This is a genomic window from Streptomyces sp. NBC_01591 (genome assembly GCF_035918155.1).
Lineage (GTDB): Bacteria > Actinomycetota > Actinomycetes > Streptomycetales > Streptomycetaceae > Streptomyces.
The window spans coordinates 1,883,868-1,902,380 of record NZ_CP109327.1; the positions used below are offsets into that span (position 1 = coordinate 1,883,868).

At 68.6% G+C, this 18,513-nt stretch carries 18 protein-coding genes; 4 read left to right on the plus strand and 14 right to left on the minus strand.

Going from position 1 to position 18,513, the window contains the following annotated elements; translation table 11 throughout:
• Window positions 1-11: 11 nt before the first annotated feature.
• From OG978_RS08820 to OG978_RS08835, 4 genes are all read right to left on the minus strand, one after another.
• Window positions 12-386 carry an FKBP-type peptidyl-prolyl cis-trans isomerase gene (locus tag OG978_RS08820; RefSeq protein WP_326764657.1) on the minus strand — a complete coding sequence of 125 codons (375 nt, stop codon included), beginning with the start codon at window positions 384-386 and terminating at the stop codon, window positions 12-14.
• 46 nt (window positions 387-432) lie between these two features.
• Window positions 433-1,380, minus strand: coding sequence for an FKBP-type peptidyl-prolyl cis-trans isomerase (locus OG978_RS08825; protein ID WP_326764658.1), 948 nt, complete (start codon window positions 1,378-1,380; stop codon window positions 433-435).
• A 126-nt stretch (window positions 1,381-1,506) separates the two neighbouring features.
• On the minus strand, window positions 1,507-2,868 hold the full coding sequence (pafA, locus tag OG978_RS08830) for a Pup--protein ligase (RefSeq protein ID WP_093541264.1): 1,362 nt from the start codon (window positions 2,866-2,868) through the stop codon (window positions 1,507-1,509).
• A gap of 9 nt (window positions 2,869-2,877) precedes the next feature.
• On the minus strand, window positions 2,878-4,137 hold the full coding sequence (locus tag OG978_RS08835) for an MFS transporter (protein WP_326764659.1): 1,260 nt from the start codon (window positions 4,135-4,137) through the stop codon (window positions 2,878-2,880).
• Between the two features lie 133 nt (window positions 4,138-4,270).
• Between OG978_RS08835 and OG978_RS08840 the strand changes: the two genes are divergently transcribed.
• A complete protein-coding gene (locus OG978_RS08840) occupies window positions 4,271-5,311 on the plus strand; it encodes a LacI family DNA-binding transcriptional regulator (protein WP_326764660.1) in 1,041 nt (346 codons plus the stop codon).
• 67 nt (window positions 5,312-5,378) lie between these two features.
• Here OG978_RS08840 and prcA read toward each other — a convergent pair whose 3' ends face one another.
• The 6 genes from prcA to arc form a co-directional block, all read right to left on the minus strand.
• Window positions 5,379-6,191: a proteasome subunit alpha gene (prcA, locus tag OG978_RS08845; RefSeq protein WP_326764661.1), complete on the minus strand. Its 813-nt coding sequence runs from the start codon at window positions 6,189-6,191 to the stop codon at window positions 5,379-5,381.
• Between the two features lie 58 nt (window positions 6,192-6,249).
• Window positions 6,250-7,095 (minus strand): proteasome subunit beta, encoded by an 846-nt coding sequence (gene prcB, locus OG978_RS08850; RefSeq protein ID WP_326764662.1) that lies wholly within the window; start codon window positions 7,093-7,095, stop codon window positions 6,250-6,252.
• On the minus strand, window positions 7,047-7,550 hold the full coding sequence (locus OG978_RS08855) for an endonuclease VII domain-containing protein (RefSeq protein ID WP_326769970.1): 504 nt from the start codon (window positions 7,548-7,550) through the stop codon (window positions 7,047-7,049). Before OG978_RS08855 ends, prcB begins: the two co-directional genes overlap by 49 nt.
• 84 nt (window positions 7,551-7,634) lie before the next feature.
• Window positions 7,635-7,853, minus strand: coding sequence for a ubiquitin-like protein Pup (locus OG978_RS08860; RefSeq protein WP_124718707.1), 219 nt, complete (start codon window positions 7,851-7,853; stop codon window positions 7,635-7,637).
• A 121-nt stretch (window positions 7,854-7,974) separates the two neighbouring features.
• Window positions 7,975-9,486 (minus strand): depupylase/deamidase Dop, encoded by a 1,512-nt coding sequence (dop, locus tag OG978_RS08865; RefSeq protein ID WP_442817670.1) that lies wholly within the window; start codon window positions 9,484-9,486, stop codon window positions 7,975-7,977.
• Window positions 9,487-9,720: 234 nt separating this feature from the next.
• Window positions 9,721-11,487 (minus strand): proteasome ATPase, encoded by a 1,767-nt coding sequence (arc, locus tag OG978_RS08870; RefSeq protein ID WP_326764663.1) that lies wholly within the window; start codon window positions 11,485-11,487, stop codon window positions 9,721-9,723.
• A gap of 242 nt (window positions 11,488-11,729) precedes the next feature.
• On the opposite strand from arc, the gene OG978_RS08875 reads away from it, so the two are divergent.
• Window positions 11,730-12,041 (plus strand): ferredoxin, encoded by a 312-nt coding sequence (locus OG978_RS08875; protein ID WP_326764664.1) that lies wholly within the window; start codon window positions 11,730-11,732, stop codon window positions 12,039-12,041.
• Window positions 12,042-12,080: 39 nt separating this feature from the next.
• Here the strand turns inward: OG978_RS08875 and OG978_RS08880 are convergent, their stop codons facing one another.
• From OG978_RS08880 to OG978_RS08890, 3 genes are all read right to left on the minus strand, one after another.
• Window positions 12,081-12,659, minus strand: a complete 579-nt coding sequence (locus OG978_RS08880; protein WP_326769972.1) for a hypothetical protein — start codon at window positions 12,657-12,659, stop codon at window positions 12,081-12,083.
• Window positions 12,660-12,906: 247 nt separating this feature from the next.
• Entirely contained in the window at window positions 12,907-13,812 is a 906-nt protein-coding gene (locus OG978_RS08885) for a tRNA (adenine-N1)-methyltransferase (protein WP_124718703.1), read from the minus strand.
• 73 nt (window positions 13,813-13,885) lie between these two features.
• Window positions 13,886-15,136, minus strand: coding sequence for a site-2 protease family protein (locus OG978_RS08890; RefSeq protein ID WP_326764665.1), 1,251 nt, complete (start codon window positions 15,134-15,136; stop codon window positions 13,886-13,888).
• A gap of 169 nt (window positions 15,137-15,305) precedes the next feature.
• Here OG978_RS08890 and OG978_RS08895 point away from each other — a divergent pair, with 169 nt between their 5' ends.
• Window positions 15,306-16,151 carry a RecB family exonuclease gene (locus OG978_RS08895; protein ID WP_326769973.1) on the plus strand — a complete coding sequence of 282 codons (846 nt, stop codon included), beginning with the start codon at window positions 15,306-15,308 and terminating at the stop codon, window positions 16,149-16,151.
• Between the two features lie 10 nt (window positions 16,152-16,161).
• Entirely contained in the window at window positions 16,162-16,833 is a 672-nt protein-coding gene (locus OG978_RS08900; RefSeq protein WP_093541287.1) for a response regulator, read from the plus strand.
• Between the two features lie 58 nt (window positions 16,834-16,891).
• On the opposite strand, the gene OG978_RS08905 is transcribed toward OG978_RS08900, so the two are convergent.
• Complete coding sequence (locus OG978_RS08905) at window positions 16,892-18,493, minus strand: ABC transporter substrate-binding protein (protein WP_326764666.1); 1,602 nt, start codon at window positions 18,491-18,493, stop codon at window positions 16,892-16,894.
• Between the last annotated feature and the right edge of the window lie 20 nt (window positions 18,494-18,513).

Sequence of the window (18,513 nt, forward strand, 5' to 3'; positions counted from 1 at the left end):
ACGGATGCAGATCAGACGGCGACCAGGTCGCAGACGAAGATCAGCGTCTCGCCGGGCGCGATGCGGCCGCCACCGGCGCCGCGGTCGCCGTACGCGAGGTGCGCGGGAATGGTCAGCTGGCGACGGCCGCCGACCTTCATGCCCTGGACGCCCTTGTCCCAGCCGGCGATGACCTGGCCGGCGCCGAGCTGGAACTGCAGCGGGGTGCCGCGGTTCCAGGAGGCGTCGAACTCCTCGCCGGTGGAGAAGGCCACGCCCACGTAGTGGACGGAGACGGTGGCGCCCGCCTTGGCGACCGCGCCGTCGCCCTCCCAGATGTCCTTGATCTCCAGATCGGCCGGCGGCTCGCCACCCGGGAAGTCGATCTCGGGCTTCTCGATGCTCACTGACTTGCTCCTCTTACTGATGAACTGCTGGGCAACCGGGACAGTCTTACATCTTCGCCAGGAGGTCCACGGCGAAGACCAGCGTGGACTTGGCGGGGATGGTCTGCTGCGCCTTGTCACCGAAGCCCTGGTCCGGCGGGATGACGAGCAGCACCCGGCTGCCGATCTTCTTGCCGACCAGGCCGTTCTTCAGCCCCTTCAGGGTCACCTGGGCGAGCGGGAAGGTCTGCGTCTTGCCCGCGGCGTAGGTGCTGTCGAAGGTCTTGCCGTCCTTCCACGTCAGTCCGACGTAGTTCACGACGACGCTGTCGGTGTCCTTCACGACGTCGCCCTTGGACTCCAGGATGTAGTTGGAGACGAGCTTCGTCGGCGGATCGGTCTTGGTCGGGATGGTGACCTTGGGGGCCTTGCCGTCCGTGTTGGTGCCGACCTTCGGCAGGTCGATGTTGTCCTGGGCGACCTCGGTGCCCTTGGCCGAGGCCGGGATCTGCGTCGCCTTCAGGACGTCGACGACGAAGACGAGCGTGGCCTTGGGCTTGATGTCACCCTGGCCCTGGTCGCCGTATGCGAGGTCCGGCGGAATGACCAGCTGGACCCTGCTGCCGACCTTCTGGCCGACGAGGCCCTTGTCCCAGCCCTGGATGACCATGCCGGCGCCGAGCGTCAGGTCGAACGGCTGCTTGCGGTCGAAGCTGTTGTCGAAGGGCTTGTCGGAGTCCCAGGACTGACCGAGGTAGTTGACCTGGATCGCGTCGCCGTTCTTGAGCGTGGCGCCGTCTCCCTGGCTGACGACTCTGGTCTTCAGCTCCTTGGGCGGGTTGCCCGTGCCCTTGGCCAGGGTCGGCTTCTCACCGAATTTCTCGCCCGCGGTAATCGCGGGGAACCCGTCCTTCGACGCGGCGGAAGCGGAAACGGAATCGGAGCCCTTTTCGTCGCCGCAGGCCGCTGTCAGCAGCAACAGGGGGACGACGAGAAGGCCGGCAAGTCGGCGCACTTGTTCCTCAGATCTCAGACGGCACAGTTGGTTGAGTCCCCGACACTCTAGGGCGTACGCAGGGCCCCGTACGAGGAACGTACGGGGCCCGCGTCGCGTCGGCGGCCGGGATCGTGCTGTGCCGGCTCACATACCCGCGATCAATTTCTCCACACGGTCGTCCACCGAACGGAACGGGTCCTTGCACAACACGGTGCGCTGCGCCTGGTCGTTGAGCTTGAGGTGCACCCAGTCGACGGTGAAGTCCCGCCGCTGCTCCTGCGCCCTGCGGATGAAGTCGCCGCGCAGCCGCGCCCTGGTCGTCTGCGGGGGCACGGACTTGCCCTCGAAGATCTTCAGGTCGTTGCAGACGCGGGCGGCCTGTCCCTTGCGCTCCAACAGGTAGTACAGGCCGCGACGGCGGTGGATGTCGTGGTACGCGAGGTCTATCTGGGCGACCCGCGGATGCGACATGGTCATGTTGTGCTTGGCCCGGTACCGCTCGATGAGCTTGTACTTCATCACCCAGTCGATCTCGGTCTCGATCCGGTCGAGGTCCTCGGCCTCGATCGCGTCGAGCGTACGGCCCCAGAGCTCCAGGACCTGTGCGACGGTTCCGGTGCGGATGCCACGGCGGTCGACGAAGTCGACGGCCTTCTCGTAGTACTCGCGCTGCACCTCGATGGCGGACGCCTCACGGCCACTGGCCAGGCGCACCTTGCGCTGCCCCGTGGTGTCGTGGCTGACCTCCCGGATCGCCCGGATCGGGTTCTCCAGCGTCAGGTCCCGCATCACGGTGCCCGCTTCGATCATGCGGAGCACCAGATCGGTCGCGCCGACCTTGAGCAGCATGGTCGTCTCGGACATGTTGGAGTCACCGACGATGACGTGGAGGCGGCGGTACCGCTCCGCGTCCGCGTGCGGTTCGTCACGCGTATTGATGATCGGGCGGGAACGCGTGGTTGCGGAACTGACGCCCTCCCAGATGTGCTCGGCACGCTGGCTGACGCAGTAGACCGCGCCCCGGGGGGTCTGCAGCACTTTTCCCGCGCCGCAGATCAGTTGCCTCGTGACGAGGAAGGGAATGAGGATGTCCGCAAGCCGGGAGAATTCTCCGTGCCGTGCCACGAGGTAGTTCTCATGGCATCCGTAGGAGTTTCCCGCCGAGTCGGTGTTGTTCTTGAAGAGATAGACGTCGCCCGCGATTCCCTCCTCGTGCAGGCGGCGTTCGGCGTCGACGAGCAGGCCTTCGAGAATGCGCTCGCCGGCCTTGTCGTGGGTGACCAGCTCGGTCAGGTTGTCGCATTCGGGGGTTGCATATTCCGGATGCGATCCCACGTCGAGGTAGAGGCGGGCGCCGTTCCGCAGAAAGACGTTGCTGCTGCGGCCCCATGACACAACACGGCGGAAGAGGTAGCGCGCCACTTCATCAGGGGACAGTCGGCGCTGTCCCCTGAACGTGCACGTGACGCCGTACTCGTTCTCCAGCCCGAAAATGCGGCGGTCCATGACTGAACATTACGCCTGATGGCCTGAGCTGAAACCGGGTTCGACAGCACCGTTTCGATCATTTTCCGATCCCCGTACTGCAACGGCCGTACGCCCGGGAACTGCCAGTACCCTTCCCGTCGCCAACAGGACGAGCAGCGCCGCCACCCCACCGGCCCCCGCGACGGCGAAGCTCCACGACGTGCCGCCCAGCTCGACGGCCGGGCCCGCCACGGCCGTTCCCGCTGCCGCGCCCACCCCGAACGTCGTCACCAGCCAGGAGAACGCCTCGGTCACGGTGCCCCGCGGAGCATGCCGGTCGACCACGATGAACGAGCACGCGATCGCGGGCGCCAGAAAGACTCCGGCCACTGCCGCCAGTGCGGTCATGGCGACCACTCCGGGGGTCAGCATCAGCGGCAGATAGCCCAGTGCCAGCAGCGCGACGATGACCCGCAGCCGGCGCTCCGGCGCCCCGGCCCACTGCCGCGCCCCGTAGACCGCGCCGCCGATCAGCGCGCCCAGCCCGAGCGCGGCCATCAGCCAGCCGTACACCGACTCCCGGCCGTGGTCGTCGGCGTAGGCCACACCGGCCACCGTGATCGAGCCCAGCGCGAGTCCGACGAAGAAGAACGATCCGAGCAGCGCCAGCAGCCCCGGAGAGCGCAGGGCGCCCAGCCAGTGCGCCTCGCGGGGTGCGGAACGCCAGGCCCTGGAGGGCTCGGAGAGGACGACGGAGAGCGCCCCCAGGACCCCTATCGCGTTGATGACGAGCAGAGCGGCGGCGGGCGACCAGAGGGAGACCAGCACCGTCACCAGCAGCGGGCCCACGGTGAACATGACTTCCTGGGCGACGGCGTCCATGGCGTACGCCCGGTGCACCCGGTCCTCACCGCCCAGGACACTCGGCCACAGGGCCCGCAGGCCGCCCTCCAGCGGCGGCGTGAAGACTCCGGCCACCGCCACCGCCCCGTAGGCCAGCGGCAGCGATCCCAGGCCCACCAGGGCCAGCAGAGCCATGCCCAGCGCCGACACCACGGCGGCCGGGAACTGGACACGTGGCTGGCCGTACAGGTCCACGGCGCGGCCCAGCAGCGGCTGCCCGACCGCGGTGGCCAGCCCGTACACGGCCGCGAGCGCGCCGGCGAGGGCGTAGCTGCCGCCCTCGGCGCGGGTGAACAGCACGATCGCGACAGGGGCGGTGCCGTTCGGCAGCCGTCCCACCAGGGTTCCCGCCAGCAGCCGCGCGGCATGCCGCGCCCGGAGGATGTCCAGATATCCCGCGGCCATGTCCCGTCGCCCCTCTCCCCCGGCGGTCCGACGACCCCGAGGTTTTACGTATAACGTCGAAGTTCATACGTACCATGTGCCCAGTCCGCAGGTCCACCTCACGGCGCCTGCCCCGACCGGCCCGGAGGCCCGAGTGACCAGCGCACCACAGCCCGCCCCGACCCGGCCCACCAGCCGCGATGTCGCGCGGGCCGCAGGCGTCTCGCAGGCCACCGTCTCCCTCGTGCTCGGCGGCAAATGGCGGGGCAGGGTCTCCGAGGCCACCGCCGAACGCGTACGGCACGCCGCCCACGGCCTCGGCTACCGGCCCAATCTCGCCGCCCGCAATCTGCGCCTCGGCCGCACCAGGACCGCGCTGCTGGTCGTCCCGGCCCTGACCAACGAGTTCTTCGCACGCGTCTACACCGGCGCCGCCGCGGTCGCCGCCGAACACGGCTTCGGCGTCGTCCTCTACCCGTCCCCCGACGGCACCGGTCCGGCCAGGGACCCCTTCGCCTCGGCGAGCGCCTCCCTGGACGGCGTGATCGCCTCCTCCATGGCCGCCGGGGCGCTCGACGCGCTGCGCGGCGCGGGGCTGCCGCTGGTCATGCTCGACAGCGACCCGGCGGACACCGGTGTCGCGGCCCGCGTCAATCTGGACATCGCCGACGGGATGCGGCAGGTCGCGGACCATCTCCTCGCCCTCGGCCACCGCCGCTTCGTCCACCTGGCGTCGGCGGTCGACTCCTGGACCTTCGCGGTGCGCGGCCGGGCTCTCCACGACGCCCTGCGGACGGTGCCCGGCACCTCGGTACGGACCGTCACGGCGGCGCTCGACGTCCACGCGGGCCGCATCGCGGCAGAGCACACGCTCGCCGCCCCGGGCCCCCGGCCCACCGCGCTCGTCTGCGACGACGACATCCTCGCCGCGGGTGCCTGCAAGGCCGCCCGCAGACTCGGCCTGCGTGTGCCCGACGACCTGTCCGTCACCGGGTTCGACGATCTGGCCCTGGCCACGGCCGTCGAGCCGGAGCTCACCACCGTGCAGCTGCCCGCCGAGCAGGTCGGAGAGCGCGGCATGGCCGCCCTGCTGGCGGTCCTGGACGACCGGCCGGCCGAGCCCGGGAGCCTCCCCGTGCATCTGGTGGCCCGCGGCTCCTCGGCGCCCCCGCCCGCGGACGCCGCGCACGCATGACCGTGCCCCGGCCCGCCGGGAACGGCGGACCGGGGCACGGGCACAGCGGTGAAACTGCCCCTCGGGGCTACTCCACGTCCCCACCGGAGTCGGTGGACTTGGGAACATCCGTCGTGGCGGCGGACTCGCCGCCCTCGCTCTCTTCGGCGTCGGACGGGGCATTCGTCGGCGCGGAGCCGCCGTCCGCCTCCAGCAGCCGTGCCAGCTGCCTGCCGACGATCCGCTTGAACTTCCGCTGCTGCGGCCGCGTACGGTCCAGGACCGCGACCTCCAGCCGCTCCGCGGGGATCTCCCGCTCACTGCCGTTGGGATCGCGCGACAACGCCTGCACCGCCAGCTTGAGCGCCTCGGCGAGCGTCATCCCGTCGCGGTGCCGCTGGTCCAGGAAGGTGCTGATCTGCTCGGCGTTGCCGCCGACCGCGACCGAGCCGTGCTCGTCGACGATCGAGCCGTCGTGCGGCAGCCGGTAGATCTGGTCGCCCTCCGGCTCGGCGCCCACCTCGGCGACCACCAGCTCCACCTCGTACGGCTTCTCGGCCGCACTGGAGAAGATGGTGCCCAGTGTCTGCGCATAGACGTTGGCCAGCCCACGGGCCGTCACATCGTCACGGTCGTAGGTGTATCCCCGCAGATCGGCATAGCGCACGCCGCCGATGCGGAGATTCTCGTACTCGTTGTACTTGCCGGCGGCGGCGAAGCCGATCCGGTCGTAGATCTCGCTGAACTTGTGCAGCGCGCGGGACGGGTTCTCGCCGACGAACACAATGCCGTCGGCATACTGCAGCACAACCAGGCTGCGACCACGGGCGATGCCCTTCCGGGCGTATTCCGCCCGGTCGGCCATGGCCTGCTGAGGTGAGACATAGAACGGCGTCGACACCGGTTATCCGTCCCTTTCTGTCAGTGACGAGAGCATCGAAGAAGCAGCGGAACGGAGGTCAGAGCAGCGCGGCGCGCGGGCCGTCGGGCTGCTCCAGCCGGCGTTCCAGGACCGCGCGGGCGATCTCGGCGGATTCCGCCTCGTCCAGCTTCCGGAAGCCCTCGTCGGTGATGACGGTGACGATCGGATAGATCCGACGGCCCACATCCGGTCCGCCGGTCGCCGAATCGTCGTCCGCGGCGTCGTACAGCGCCTGCACGACCAGGGTGAGGGCCTCCTGCTCCGTCAGGTCCCCGTGGTAGAGCTTCTTCATCGAGCTCCGCGCGAAGACCGACCCGGAGCCGGTGGCCGCGTATCCGTGCTCCTCGGAACGGCCTCCGGTGACGTCGTACGAGAAGATGCGGCCCTTCTCGCGGTCGACGTCGAAGCCGGCGAAGAGCGGCACGACGGCGAGGCCCTGCATGGCCATCGCCAGATTGCTGCGGATCATCGTGGAGAGCCGGTTCGCCTTGCCCTCCAGGGAGAGCTGGGCACCCTCGACCTTCTCGAAGTGCTCCAGCTCCAGCTGGAAGAGCTTGACCATCTCCACGGCCAGTCCGGCCGTGCCGGCGATGCCCACCGCCGAGTACTCGTCGGCCGGGAAGACCTTCTCGATGTCGCGCTGTGCGATCACATTGCCCATGGTCGCGCGCCGGTCACCGGCCAGCACCACACCGCCGGCGAACGTCGTCGCGACGATGGTCGTCCCGTGCGGCGCCTCGATGGCCCCCTGCAGGGGAGGCAGGCTCCGGTTGCCCGGGAGCATCCCGGGCGACTGGTCGGACAGGAAATCCATGAACGAAGAGGATCCCGGCGTCAGGAAGGCAGCTGGTAGACGCCCGGTGCTACGAGTGTTGGCTTCCACGCGTTTCCCTCCACGTATGCGGCGGCCCACCTTATGGCGTCGGGCCGATCCTTGAACTGCCCCAGGGCTGTGTTGCAGCTGAAGCACAGTACGCCACGGACCCTACCCGTCTCGTGACAGTGGCCCACATGCTCCGGCAGGGCGTCCGGGCAGATGCAACAGACGCCCGCTTGATCAGCGATCAATGCGTCGCGCTCGACAGGGGTAAGGCCATATTTCCGCTTGAAGTAGCTGATCCGGTTCCGCTCCGCACGGCAGTAACTGGCCCAGCCGTCCGAGGAAGTCTTGTTCCGTTCCCATTGACTGTGCGGTTTGACCTCTCCGCACCGCGGACAACGCTTGCTCCCGCGCGGCACCGGCACCTTGAGGCGGACAGTCCTGCCTTTGGCCTCCTGGCGCTCCCGGTAATACTCGGCGGAGCAATCCCGGCAATACGCCTGAAGGCCGTCACGCATGGCCTTGTCACCGGCGAAGGACGCTCGCGGCAGCACGCGCCTGCACCGCGAGCAATCCTTCCCCTAAAGGGCCCAGCATGTCCGCTACTGTCCGCCTTTTTGCACAAATGACCTCACGAAATCCTCTGCGTTCTCCTCGAGCACGTCATCGATCTCGTCCAGAACCGAGTCGACGTCGTCGCTCAGCTTCTCCTGGCGGTCCTTGAGGTCCTCGGAGACCTGCGCGTCCTGCGCCTGCTCCTCGACCTCCTCGGTGGAACGCGTCGCCTTCTGCTGTCCGCCGCCGGTGTCCTTGGTCGCCATATAGCTCACCCCGCTCGGTTCGAAGCACTTGATCAGACCCTACCCACGGGCTCCGACATCGGCCCGGTACTTTCCCTCAACGTCCGGGGGTCACCCCGATGATTCCCCGATCCCGGCCCTTTCAGCCGCCCGAGAGGACCTGGACCAGCTCCTCCGCCGTGCGGCAGCGGTCCAGGAGCTCCTTGACGTGATTGCGGGTGCCACGCAGCGGTTCCAGGGTGGGTACCCGTTGCAGTGAGTCATGACCCGGTAGGTCGAAGATGACCGAGTCCCAGGAGGCCGCCGCCACGTCGTCGGCGTACTGCTCCAGGCAGCGGCCGCGGAAGTAGGCCCTGGTGTCCTCCGGAGGCTTCGTACGGGCCTGCTCGACCTCGCTCTCGTCCAGCAGCCGCTTCACCTTCCCGCGGGCCGCCAGACGGTTGTACAGGCCCTTCTCGGCCCGCACGTCGGCGTACTGGAGATCCACCAGGTGCAGGCGTGCCGCGTCCCAGTCCAGGCTGTCGCGGCGGCGGTAGCCCTCCATGAGCTCCCGCTTGGCGATCCAGTCGAGCTCGCCGGACAGGCTCATCGGATCGTTCTCCAGCCGGTTGAGGGTGTCCTCCCAGCGGGTCAGGACGTCCTTGGTCTGCTCGTCGGCGTCCGCCCCGTACCGCTCCTCGACGTACTTGCGGCCCAGCTCGAAGTACTCCATCTGTAGTTGTACGGCGGTGAGGGTGCGGCCGCTGCGCAGCGTGATGAGGTGCTTCAGGGTCGGGTCGTGGGAGACGTGGTGCAGGGTGCGCACCGGCTGGTCGACCGCGAGATCGACGTTGATGAAGCCGTCCTCGATCATGGAGAGGACCAGGGCGGTGGTGCCGAGCTTGAGATAGGTGGAGATCTCCGAGAGGTTCGCGTCCCCGATGATCACGTGGAGGCGGCGGTACTTCTCGGCGTCGGAGTGGGGTTCGTCGCGGGTGTTGATGATGGGGCGCTTGAGAGTGGTCTCCAGCCCGACCTCGACCTCGAAATAGTCGGCGCGCTGGCTGATCTGGAAGCCGTGCTCGTGGCCGTCCTGGCCGATTCCCACGCGTCCTGCCCCGGTGACCACCTGGCGGGAGACGAAGAACGGGGTCAGATGGCGCACGATGTCGGAGAACGGGGTTTCCCGCTTCATCAGATAGTTCTCGTGCGTGCCGTACGAGGCGCCCTTGTTGTCGGTGTTGTTCTTGTAGAGATGGATCGGCTGGGCGCCGGGAAGCTGGGCCGCGCGCTCGGCGGCCTCGGCCATGATGCGTTCGCCGGCCTTGTCCCAGAGGACCGCGTCCCGCGGATTGGTGACTTCCGGGGAGCTGTATTCCGGGTGCGCGTGGTCGACGTAGAGGCGGGCCCCATTGGTGAGGATGACATTGGCGAGGCCGATGTCCTCGTCGGTGAGCTGGCTGGAGTCCGCGGTCTCGCGGGCGAGGTCGAAACCTCGCGCGTCCCGCAGCGGGTTCTCCTCCTCGAAGTCCCAGCGGGCGCGGCGCGCCCGGTGCATCGCCGCTGCGTAGGCGTTGACGATCTGGGACGAGGTGAGCATGGCATTGGCGTTGGGGTGGCCGGGGACGGAGATCCCGTACTCCGTCTCGATGCCCATTACTCGCCGTACGGTCATGCGGCCCTCCTTGCCCGGCGGCGCTCCCTTGAGGGGCGGCGCTCAAGTACCGCTGCTTGTCGGTGCGCGTGCACTGCCCGTCCACGCACTGCGCGACCGGGCGGTACGCAAGAGCCTAGAGCGCCTCTGTGCTGGTGGGGAGATCAATTACGTCATTGCTGCGGTGTCGCGTGAGCTGTACCGAAAGCAACCGGCTGCGGATGCCCGGCCGGGCATCCGCAGCCTGTCCGCGTTCTACAGGTACTGCCCGGTGTTCGCCACCGTGTCGATGGAGCGACCGGTGTCCGCGCCCTGCTTTCCGGTGACGAGCGTGCGGATGAAGACGATCCGCTCGCCCTTCTTGCCGGAGATCCTGGCCCAGTCGTCCGGGTTGGTGGTGTTCGGCAGGTCCTCGTTCTCCTTGAACTCGTCCACGCATGCCTGGAGGAGATGAGAGACGCGAAGGCCCTTCTGGCCCTGGTCGAGGAAGGCCTTGATGGCCATCTTCTTGGCCCGGTCGACGATGTTCTGGATCATCGCGCCGGAGTTGAAGTCCTTGAAGTACAGGACTTCCTTGTCGCCGTTGGCGTACGTGACCTCGAGGAAGCGGTTCTCCTCGGACTCGGTGTACATCCGCTCGACGACGGACTGGATCATGGCGTGTGCGGCGGCTTCCTTGGAGCCGGTGTGCTCCGCGAGGTCGTCCGCGTGCAGGGGCAGCGAAGGCGTGAGGTACTTCGCGAAGATGTCCTTCGCGGCCTCCGCGTCGGGGCGCTCGATCTTGATCTTCACATCGAGGCGGCCGGGTCGCAGGATCGCGGGGTCGATCATGTCCTCGCGGTTGGAGGCGCCGATGACGATCACGTTCTCCAGGCCCTCGACGCCGTCGATCTCGGCGAGCAGCTGGGGGACGATGGTGTTCTCCACGTCCGAGCTGACGCCGGATCCCCGGGTACGGAAGAGGGACTCCATCTCGTCGAAGAAGACGATGACGGGGGTGCCCTCGCTCGCCTTCTCACGGGCGCGCTGGAAGACCAGGCGGATGTGCCGCTCGGTCTCGCCGACGTACTTGTTGAGAAGCTCCGGACCCTTGATGTTGAGGAAGTAGCTCTTGCCCGTCGGCTGGCCGGTGACTTCGGCGACCTTCTTGGCAAGGGAGTTGGCGACGGCCTTGGCGATGAGTGTCTTGCCGCAGCCGGGCGGGCCGTAGAGCAGGATGCCCTTCGGCGGACGCAGTTCGTGTTCCTTGAAGAGGTCGGGGTGGAGGTAGGGGAGCTCGACCGCGTCCCGGATCAGTTCGATCTGGTCGCCCAGGCCGCCGATCTTGTCGTAGTCGATGTCCGGTACCTCTTCGAGGACGAGCTCTTCGACCTCGCTCTTGGGGACCACTTCGTAGACGTAGCCGGACCTGGGTTCGAGCAGGAGGGCGTCGCCGGGGCGGATGGTGATGTCCAGCAGCGGCTCGGCGAGCCTTACCACCCGTTCCTCGTCGGTGTGCCCGATGACCAGGGCTCGCTCGCCGTCCTCAAGGATTTCCTTGAGGGTGACGATGTCCCCGGCCCGCTCGAATTCCATGGCGTCGACCACGTTGAGCGCTTCGTTGAGCATGACTTCCTGGCCGCGCCGGAGGTCGTCGAGCTCAACACTGGGGCTGACGTTCACCCGGAGCTTTCGGCCCCCGGTGAAGATGTCGCAGGTGTCGTCCTCATTGCCCTGCAGAAACACACCGAAACCGGCCGGCGGCTGTGCGAGCCGGTCGACTTCTTCCTTGAGGGCCACGATCTGGTCGCGGGCCTCGCGCAATGTGTTGGCGAGCCGCTCATTCTGTGCGGACACGCCTGCCAGGTTGGTCTGCAACTCGACGATCCGCTCTTCGAGAATCCTCGTATGGCGCGGAGAGTCGGCGAGCTTACGTCGCAGGACGGCGATTTCCTGCTCAAGATAGGCGACCTGGCCGGCTGGGTCTTCGGACCCCCGCCCGGGCCGGATGCCGCGGTTGATGTCGTCGTCGTGGGCTGCCACGGTCCTCACCTCCTCCAAGGGGAGCTGGACGCTTCCTGACCCTACCTGGGTGGGTGATGATTGAAACCCCTAGATCACAAAGACTGCGGGGTGTGTCCGATCTTCACCCTTGCGTTCCCCCTCGTGTCAGGGGAATACCCACCCTTCAACATCGGAAAGCGGCCGGTTGTATCGTCGAACCGGTCAACACCCGCCAGGGCTGGCTTCTTTTGGTTCGGATACGCAGGGAACGGCAGGAGAAAATGACCGTGCAGCAGGACGCTCCCAACGGTGGCGACGCGCAGGACCTGGAGGTCTGGATCGACCAGGACCTCTGCACGGGAGACGGCATCTGCGTCCAGTACGCGCCCGAGGTGTTCGAGCTGGACATCGACGGTCTGGCGTATGTGAAGAGCGCGGACGACGAACTGCTGCAGGACAAGGGCGCGACGACACCCGTCCCGCTGCCGCTCCTCCAGGACGTCGTCGATTCGGCCAAGGAGTGCCCGGGCGACTGCATCCACGTCCGTCGCGTTTCGGACAGCGTCGAGGTGTACGGCCCCGAGGCCGCCTGATCCGGCCACCGCGGGCCTTGCGTCACCCTCGGTGACCGGTCAGGCGCTGCTCGGGGCGGCCTGGGTGGCGCGGACGAATGCGCCGCCCTTCCACTGCCAGGTGACTCGCTCCTGCTGGTCGGGGCAGCAGCGCGCCACCGCGTCCGAGGAGTAGCCGAGCAGAGTGGCCGAAATGATTCCGTCACGCACCGCGAAATCGCCGATGCTCATCTCCTGGGCGGGGTCCACCAGGGTCGCCACGACTCGCGGTGCGGCCCCGCTTCCGCTCGTGAGGACATAGACGCCGCTGGGCGGGGTGCCGGAGCCGGCCGCGCAGTGGACCACCGCGACGGTCTCGGGGCGGCCGTCGCCGTCGAGGTCTCCGGTGGCCTGCTTGGCCACCGTGTCCTCGTTTCCGCCGCATTCCAGGGGGAAGTCCGCCCGCGCCGGATCGGGGGCGGTGACGGCCGTGGTGCCGTGCTCCGCCGTGGTGCGGTGGGGAGTGGAGGCCGAGGCCGTGGGGTCCGGCTGGAGCAGGCCGGCGGCCGCGATGACGGCGGCCATGGCTGCCGCGGTGGCGAACCAGTGCAGCGGCTTGGTGTCGGTGTGCGCGAGGTCCGGGAGCTCGGAGGTCTGCACGCGGGATGTCTCCTGTGGTTCCTGTGGTTCGAGGATGCCGGGGTGGGCGGTGCGGTCGGCGGGACTGCCGCGACGGCGCGGGGTGGCCAGCATCGTGCCACACCTCACAGAACAGCGGAACGGTGGGGTCGGTACGGATTGCCGGGCCGGTGAGGACGGTGTCCTCGTACCGGCAACGAAAGGGCGCCGCCGCCGAGTTCCCGGGTCGGTCCGGGAACTCGGCGGCGGCGCCGGTGCGTTGCGCGGGTCAGCCGCGGGAGGAGCCGCTCTGGCTGCCGGGGCCGTCGTAGTCCTCGCCGTAGGCGCCCTTGGCGGGGCGGCGGCGGCGCAGCGGGGCCTCCACACCGTCGGCCAGGCGGCGGGCGGTGACGAGGAAGCCGGTGTGGCCGATCATGCGGTGGTCCGGGCGAACGGCCAGGCCCTCGACGTGCCAGTTGCGGATCATCGATTCCCAGGGCTGCGGCTCGGCGAAGCAGCCGATCTCGCGGATGGACTCGACGGTCCGCGCGAGCTGGGTGGTGGTGGCGACGTACGCGCAGAGGATGCCGCCGGGCACCAGCGCCTTGGAGACGGCCTCCAGGCACTCCCAGGGGGCGAGCATGTCGAGGACGACCCGGTCGACGTCGGTGTCCGAGAGGTTGTCCTGGAGGTCGCCGACGGTGAGCTGCCAGGCCGGGTGCGGTTCGCCGAAGTAGCGTTCCACGTTCTGCTGGGCGATCTCGGCGAAGTCCTCGCGGCGCTCGTAGGAGTGCAGCATGCCCTGGTCGCCGATGGCGCGCAGCAGGAAGGTGGAGAGCGAGCCGGAGCCGACGCCGGCTTCCACGACGCGGGCGCCGGGGAAGATGTCGGCGAAGGCCAGGATCTGCCCCGCGTCCTTGGGGTAGACCACGGCGGCGCCGCGGGGCATGGACAGGACGTAGTCGGGGAGCAGGGGGCGCAGCGCGAGATAGGCGACGTTTCCCGTGGTTCGGACAACACTGCCCTCGGGGGCACCGATCAGCTCGTCGTGCGGGAAAGAACCCTTGTGGGTGTGGAAGTTCTTTCCGGCTTCGAGCGTGAAGGTGTAGTGGCGTCCCTTGGGATCGGTGAGCTGGACCTGGTCCCCGACCTTGAAGGGCCCGCGTCGGCGGGCGGCACCGGTCGGTTCAGACATGTGACCAGCGTACCGGTGATTCCCCGGGCTCCGACCGCGAGCCCGGGGCGGGACCCGGGGCCTTCCGTCCGGATCAGGCGGCCGGCCTGGCCAGGGCGGCGACGAACGCGCGTTCGACGTCGGCGGTCGAGAGGACGCCGTAGATCTCACCGGTCTCCTCCAGGACCAGGTACTCGGTGGCCGGGCTGGCCTTGAGCCGGTCCAGGAGTGCTTCGCCGGACAGCTCGGCGGAGATCTTCATGCCTTCGGTGAGGTCCTGGGCCAGGCCGCTGACGGCGACCCAGGGGCGGCGGTGTTCCGGCACGGCGACGATGGCCGTTTCCCGGACGATGCCCTTCGGTTCGCCGTGTCCGTCGACGACGACGAGGGCGCGGGCGCCCGCCTCGTTGGCCCGGCGCAGGCCCTCGGAGAGCGGGGTGGCGGCCTCCACCGGGACGGCGCGCCGGGTGAGGGTGCGGGCGCGCAGCTCGGGGAGGTGTTCGCGCAGCCGGGCCATGCGCAGGCTGTTGCCCGCTCCGGTCCAGATGATCGCGGCGAGGATGGCGGCGAGCAGCGCGTCGGTGATGGTGTCCATGCCACTGAGCTCGCCGGGGTCGTTGCCGAAGGTCCCGGTGTGGGTGAGCAGCGGCAGGCCGATCAGAGTGACGACGGCGAGGGCGCGGCCGACCCAGGCGGCGGCGACGGTGCCGCTCATCGGCTTTCCGGTGATCTTCCAGACGACGGCGCGGAGCATGCGTCCGCCGTCCAGCGGGAGGCCCGGGAGGAGGTTGAAGGCGGCCACCAGGAGGTTGGAGATCATCAGGCCGGCGAGCAGGACACCGGGCACGGTGCCGGGCGCGACGAACATCATCCCGATGTAGAACACGCCCGCGAGCACCAGGGAGAGCAGCGGTCCGACGAAGGCGAGCAGGAATTCGCGGCCCGGGGTCTCGGACTCCTTCTCGATCTCGGAGACACCGCCGAAGAACTGGAGCTGGATGCGGCGCACCGGCAGCTTGTAGCGCAGCGCCACGACGGTGTGGGCGAGTTCGTGGACGAGCACGGAGGCGTAGAACGCGATCGCGAAGAAGAGGGAGACCAGGTAGCGCGCCGCACCGAGCTCGGGCAGCACCCGGTCCAGCTGGCCGCCGAAGACCCAGGTGATCAGTGCGGCCACGAGGAACCAGCTGGGCGCGACGTACACCGGCACGCCGAAGGGACGGCCCATGAGAAGGCCGCCTCCGGGCTCTTCGGGCCGCTGCGGTTCGCCCTTGTCGGGGCCGGCGCCTGGGGTCGTACCCCCTGCGCCGGGCTGCGGCCGCCCGCTGTCGCCGCTCTCGTCCACGGGGTCCCTTCGGTCGGTGCCTACGGCACGATCATGCAGTGTTCGAGGGTGTGTGGTCGATGGTATGCGCCCGCTGTCAGTGGCGGGCCGTAGGGTCTTCGACATGACCTCCCTGCCGCGGCCCGCTCAGCCGCCTTCGTCCCTGTCGCCGTCGCGGGCGAGCGATTTCATGCAGTGTCCGCTGCTGTACCGCTTCCGGGTCATCGACAAGTTGCCGGAGAAGCCCAGCGAGGCGGCCACCCGGGGCACCCTGGTCCATGCGGTGCTGGAGCGGCTCTTCGACAACCCCGCGGTCGAGCGCACGGCGGGCCGGGCCACGGCGCTGATCCCCGCCCAGTGGGACCGGTTGCTGGAGTCGAAGCCGGAGCTGTCGGAGCTGTTCGCCGAGGATGCCGGGGGCGAGCGGCTCTCGCGCTGGCTCTCGGAGGCGGAGGGCCTGGTGGAGCGGTGGTTCTCGCTGGAGGATCCGACGCGTCTGGAGCCCGCCGAGCGGGAGCTGTTCGTCGAGACGGAGCTGGAGTCGGGGCTGCGGCTGCGCGGGGTGATCGACCGGGTCGACGTGGCGCCGACGGGCGAGGTCCGGATCGTCGACTACAAGACGGGGAAGGCGCCGCGTCCGGAGTACGCGGAGGGCGCGCTCTTCCAGATGAAGTTCTACGCCCTGGTGATCTGGCGGCTGAAGAATGTGGTGCCGCGCCGGCTCCAGCTCGTCTACCTCGGCAGCGGGGACATCCTGACGTACGACCCGGTGGTGGCGGATCTGGAGCGGGTGGAGCGCAAGCTGCTGGCGCTGTGGGACGCGATCCGGCTGGCCACGGAGACGGGTGAGTGGCGGCCCCGGCCGACGAAGCTCTGTGGCTGGTGCGACCACCAGTCGGTCTGTCCCGAATTCGGCGGCACTCCCCCGGTATATCCGTTGACGGTCCGCCCGGCCGAGTCGGAGCAGGATGTGCAGGGCAGAATGGATCCGGTCCGCGCTGAGGCCGGCCGGCCTGTGGCCCTCGAAGGACCTTGAAGGAGACCCTGTGGCTATCCGCGTCCTACTGGTCGACGACCAACCGCTGCTGCGCACCGGCTTCCGGATGATTCTGGAGGCGGAAGGCGATCTCGCGGTGGTGGGTGAGGCCGGTGACGGTCTCCAGGCTCTCGACCAGGTGCGGGCACTGCAGCCCGATGTGGTGCTGATGGACATCCGCATGCCGCGGATGGACGGCGTCGAGGCGACGCGCCAGATCACCGGGCCGGGCCGCGACGGCCCGGCGAAGGTGCTGGTGCTCACCACCTTCGATCTCGACGAGTACGTGGTGGAGGCGCTGCGCGCCGGCGCCAGCGGCTTCCTGCTGAAGGACGCTCCGGCCAATGAGCTGGTGCAGGCCATCCGGGTGGTCGCGGCGGGCGAGGCGATGCTCGCGCCGAGCATCACCCGCAGGCTCCTCGACAAGTACGCGGACCATCTGCCGTCCGGCGAGGAGCCGGTGCCCGACACACTGCACACGCTGACCGACCGCGAGGTCGAGGTGCTGAAGCTGGTGGCGCGCGGTCTGTCGAATGCGGAGATCGCCGCAGATCTGTTCGTCAGCGAGACGACGGTCAAGACGCATGTCGGCCATGTGCTGACCAAGCTCGGACTGCGCGACCGCGTGCAGGCCGCCGTGTACGCGTACGAGAGCGGTCTGGTGCGCCCCGGCGCCCAGTGAGCGGAGTGGGGAGAGCGGCGCCTCCCGGCCAGGTGCGGCCGGGAGGCGCCGTCCGCACTCAGACGCGTCCGTCGCCCAGTTCCCAGAGCTGGAGTTCCGCGGAGGAGTTGACCGCCCACTCGACACCGGTGAGGTCCTCGCGAGAGGCGACGTACTGCTTGCCCTGCCAGATCGGTAGTACCGGGACGTCGTTGGCGACGATGTCCTGGAGCTGCTGGAAGGCCTTGGCCGAGGCGCTGCGGTCGGTCTCGCGGCGGGACTGCGGAATGAGCGTCTTCTGGGCCAGGGCCGACTTGTAGGGCGAGTTGAGGAAGTTGTTCCTGTCGAGGAACGGCGCCATGAAGTTGTCGGGGTCCGGGAAGTCGGGGAACCAGCCCATGCCGTAGACGGCATAGTCGCCGCGCAGCTGCGCCGGGCGGTACTTCGCCCAGGGGGCTCCCTGGACGGTGACGTCGAACAGTCCGGTGTCGTTGAACTGCTTCTGCAAGGTTCCGAACTCGGCGGCGGTGCCGGCGCCGACACGGTCGGTCGGGTAGTGGAGCGTGAGCTTCACCGGGGTGTCGACGCCTGCGGCGTTCAGGATCGCCGCAGCCTTCGTGGTGCTGGGTTCGCTGTACCTGTTGTAGAACGAGTTGGCGTGCGCGGTGATGCCGGACGGGATCAGCGAGTACAGCGGCTCGGCCGTGGTCCCGTACACCTTGCCCGCGATTTCACCGCGGTCGACGACCTGGGCCATGGCCTGGCGGACGGCCTTGTTCTTCACGGCCGGGTCCTTGGTGTTGAAGCCCAGGAAATGGATGGCGAGGCCGGGCATCTCGGTGAGCTCGATGCCGTCCCTGGGCTTTTCGAGCATCTGCTGGGACTGCTCGGGCGACATGGTGCGGGCCATCATGTCGATCTTCTGGTTGTCGAGGGCCTTGCCCATGGCCGTCGGGTCAGGGTAGACCTCCAGCTCGACCGTCTCGTTCCGTACCTTCAGATCCCCCTTGTAGTGAGGGTTCCTGGTGAAGAGCACCTTGACGACCTGATTGTGCTCGACCTCCGGCTTCATGGTGTACGGGCCGGAACCGTTCACCTGGAATCCGGTACGCGCGGACTTCGCCGCGTACTGGCTCCGCGGCACGATCCCGGCGACCGGGGTGGCGAGCTTGTACGGAAACGTGGCGTCCGGCGCGCGCAGGTGGAAGATGACCTCCCGCTCGCCCCGGGTCTCGACCGTGTCGATGTTGTCGAGCAGGGCGACGGGCCCGTTGGCGGCATCGATGCGGATGACGCGGTCGATGGAGTACTTCACGTCGTCGGCGGTTATGGCCTTGCCGTCGGCGAACTTCAGACCGCTGCGGAGCTTGCAGCGGTAGCTCTCGTTCTGCGTGTCCGTGAAGGTGCAGCTCTCCGCGGCTTCGGGCACCGGCTCGCCGCCGCCGCGCGGCACATGCACCAGGGTCTGCACGGTCTGCCGGAGCACGTTCCACACTCCGGCTTCGTAGCCGATGGCGGGATCGAGCGGCGCGGGGTTGTCCTTCGAGGCGACGAACTGGTCCGTGGTGCCGACAACGATGGCGTCCTTGCCATCGTCCCCGTCACCCGACGCGCCGCAGGCGGCGAGTACGGGTGCGAGCAGGCCGACGACGGCCGGCAGCACCAGAGTCTTGCGGTTCATCTTGGACGCTCTCCCTCATC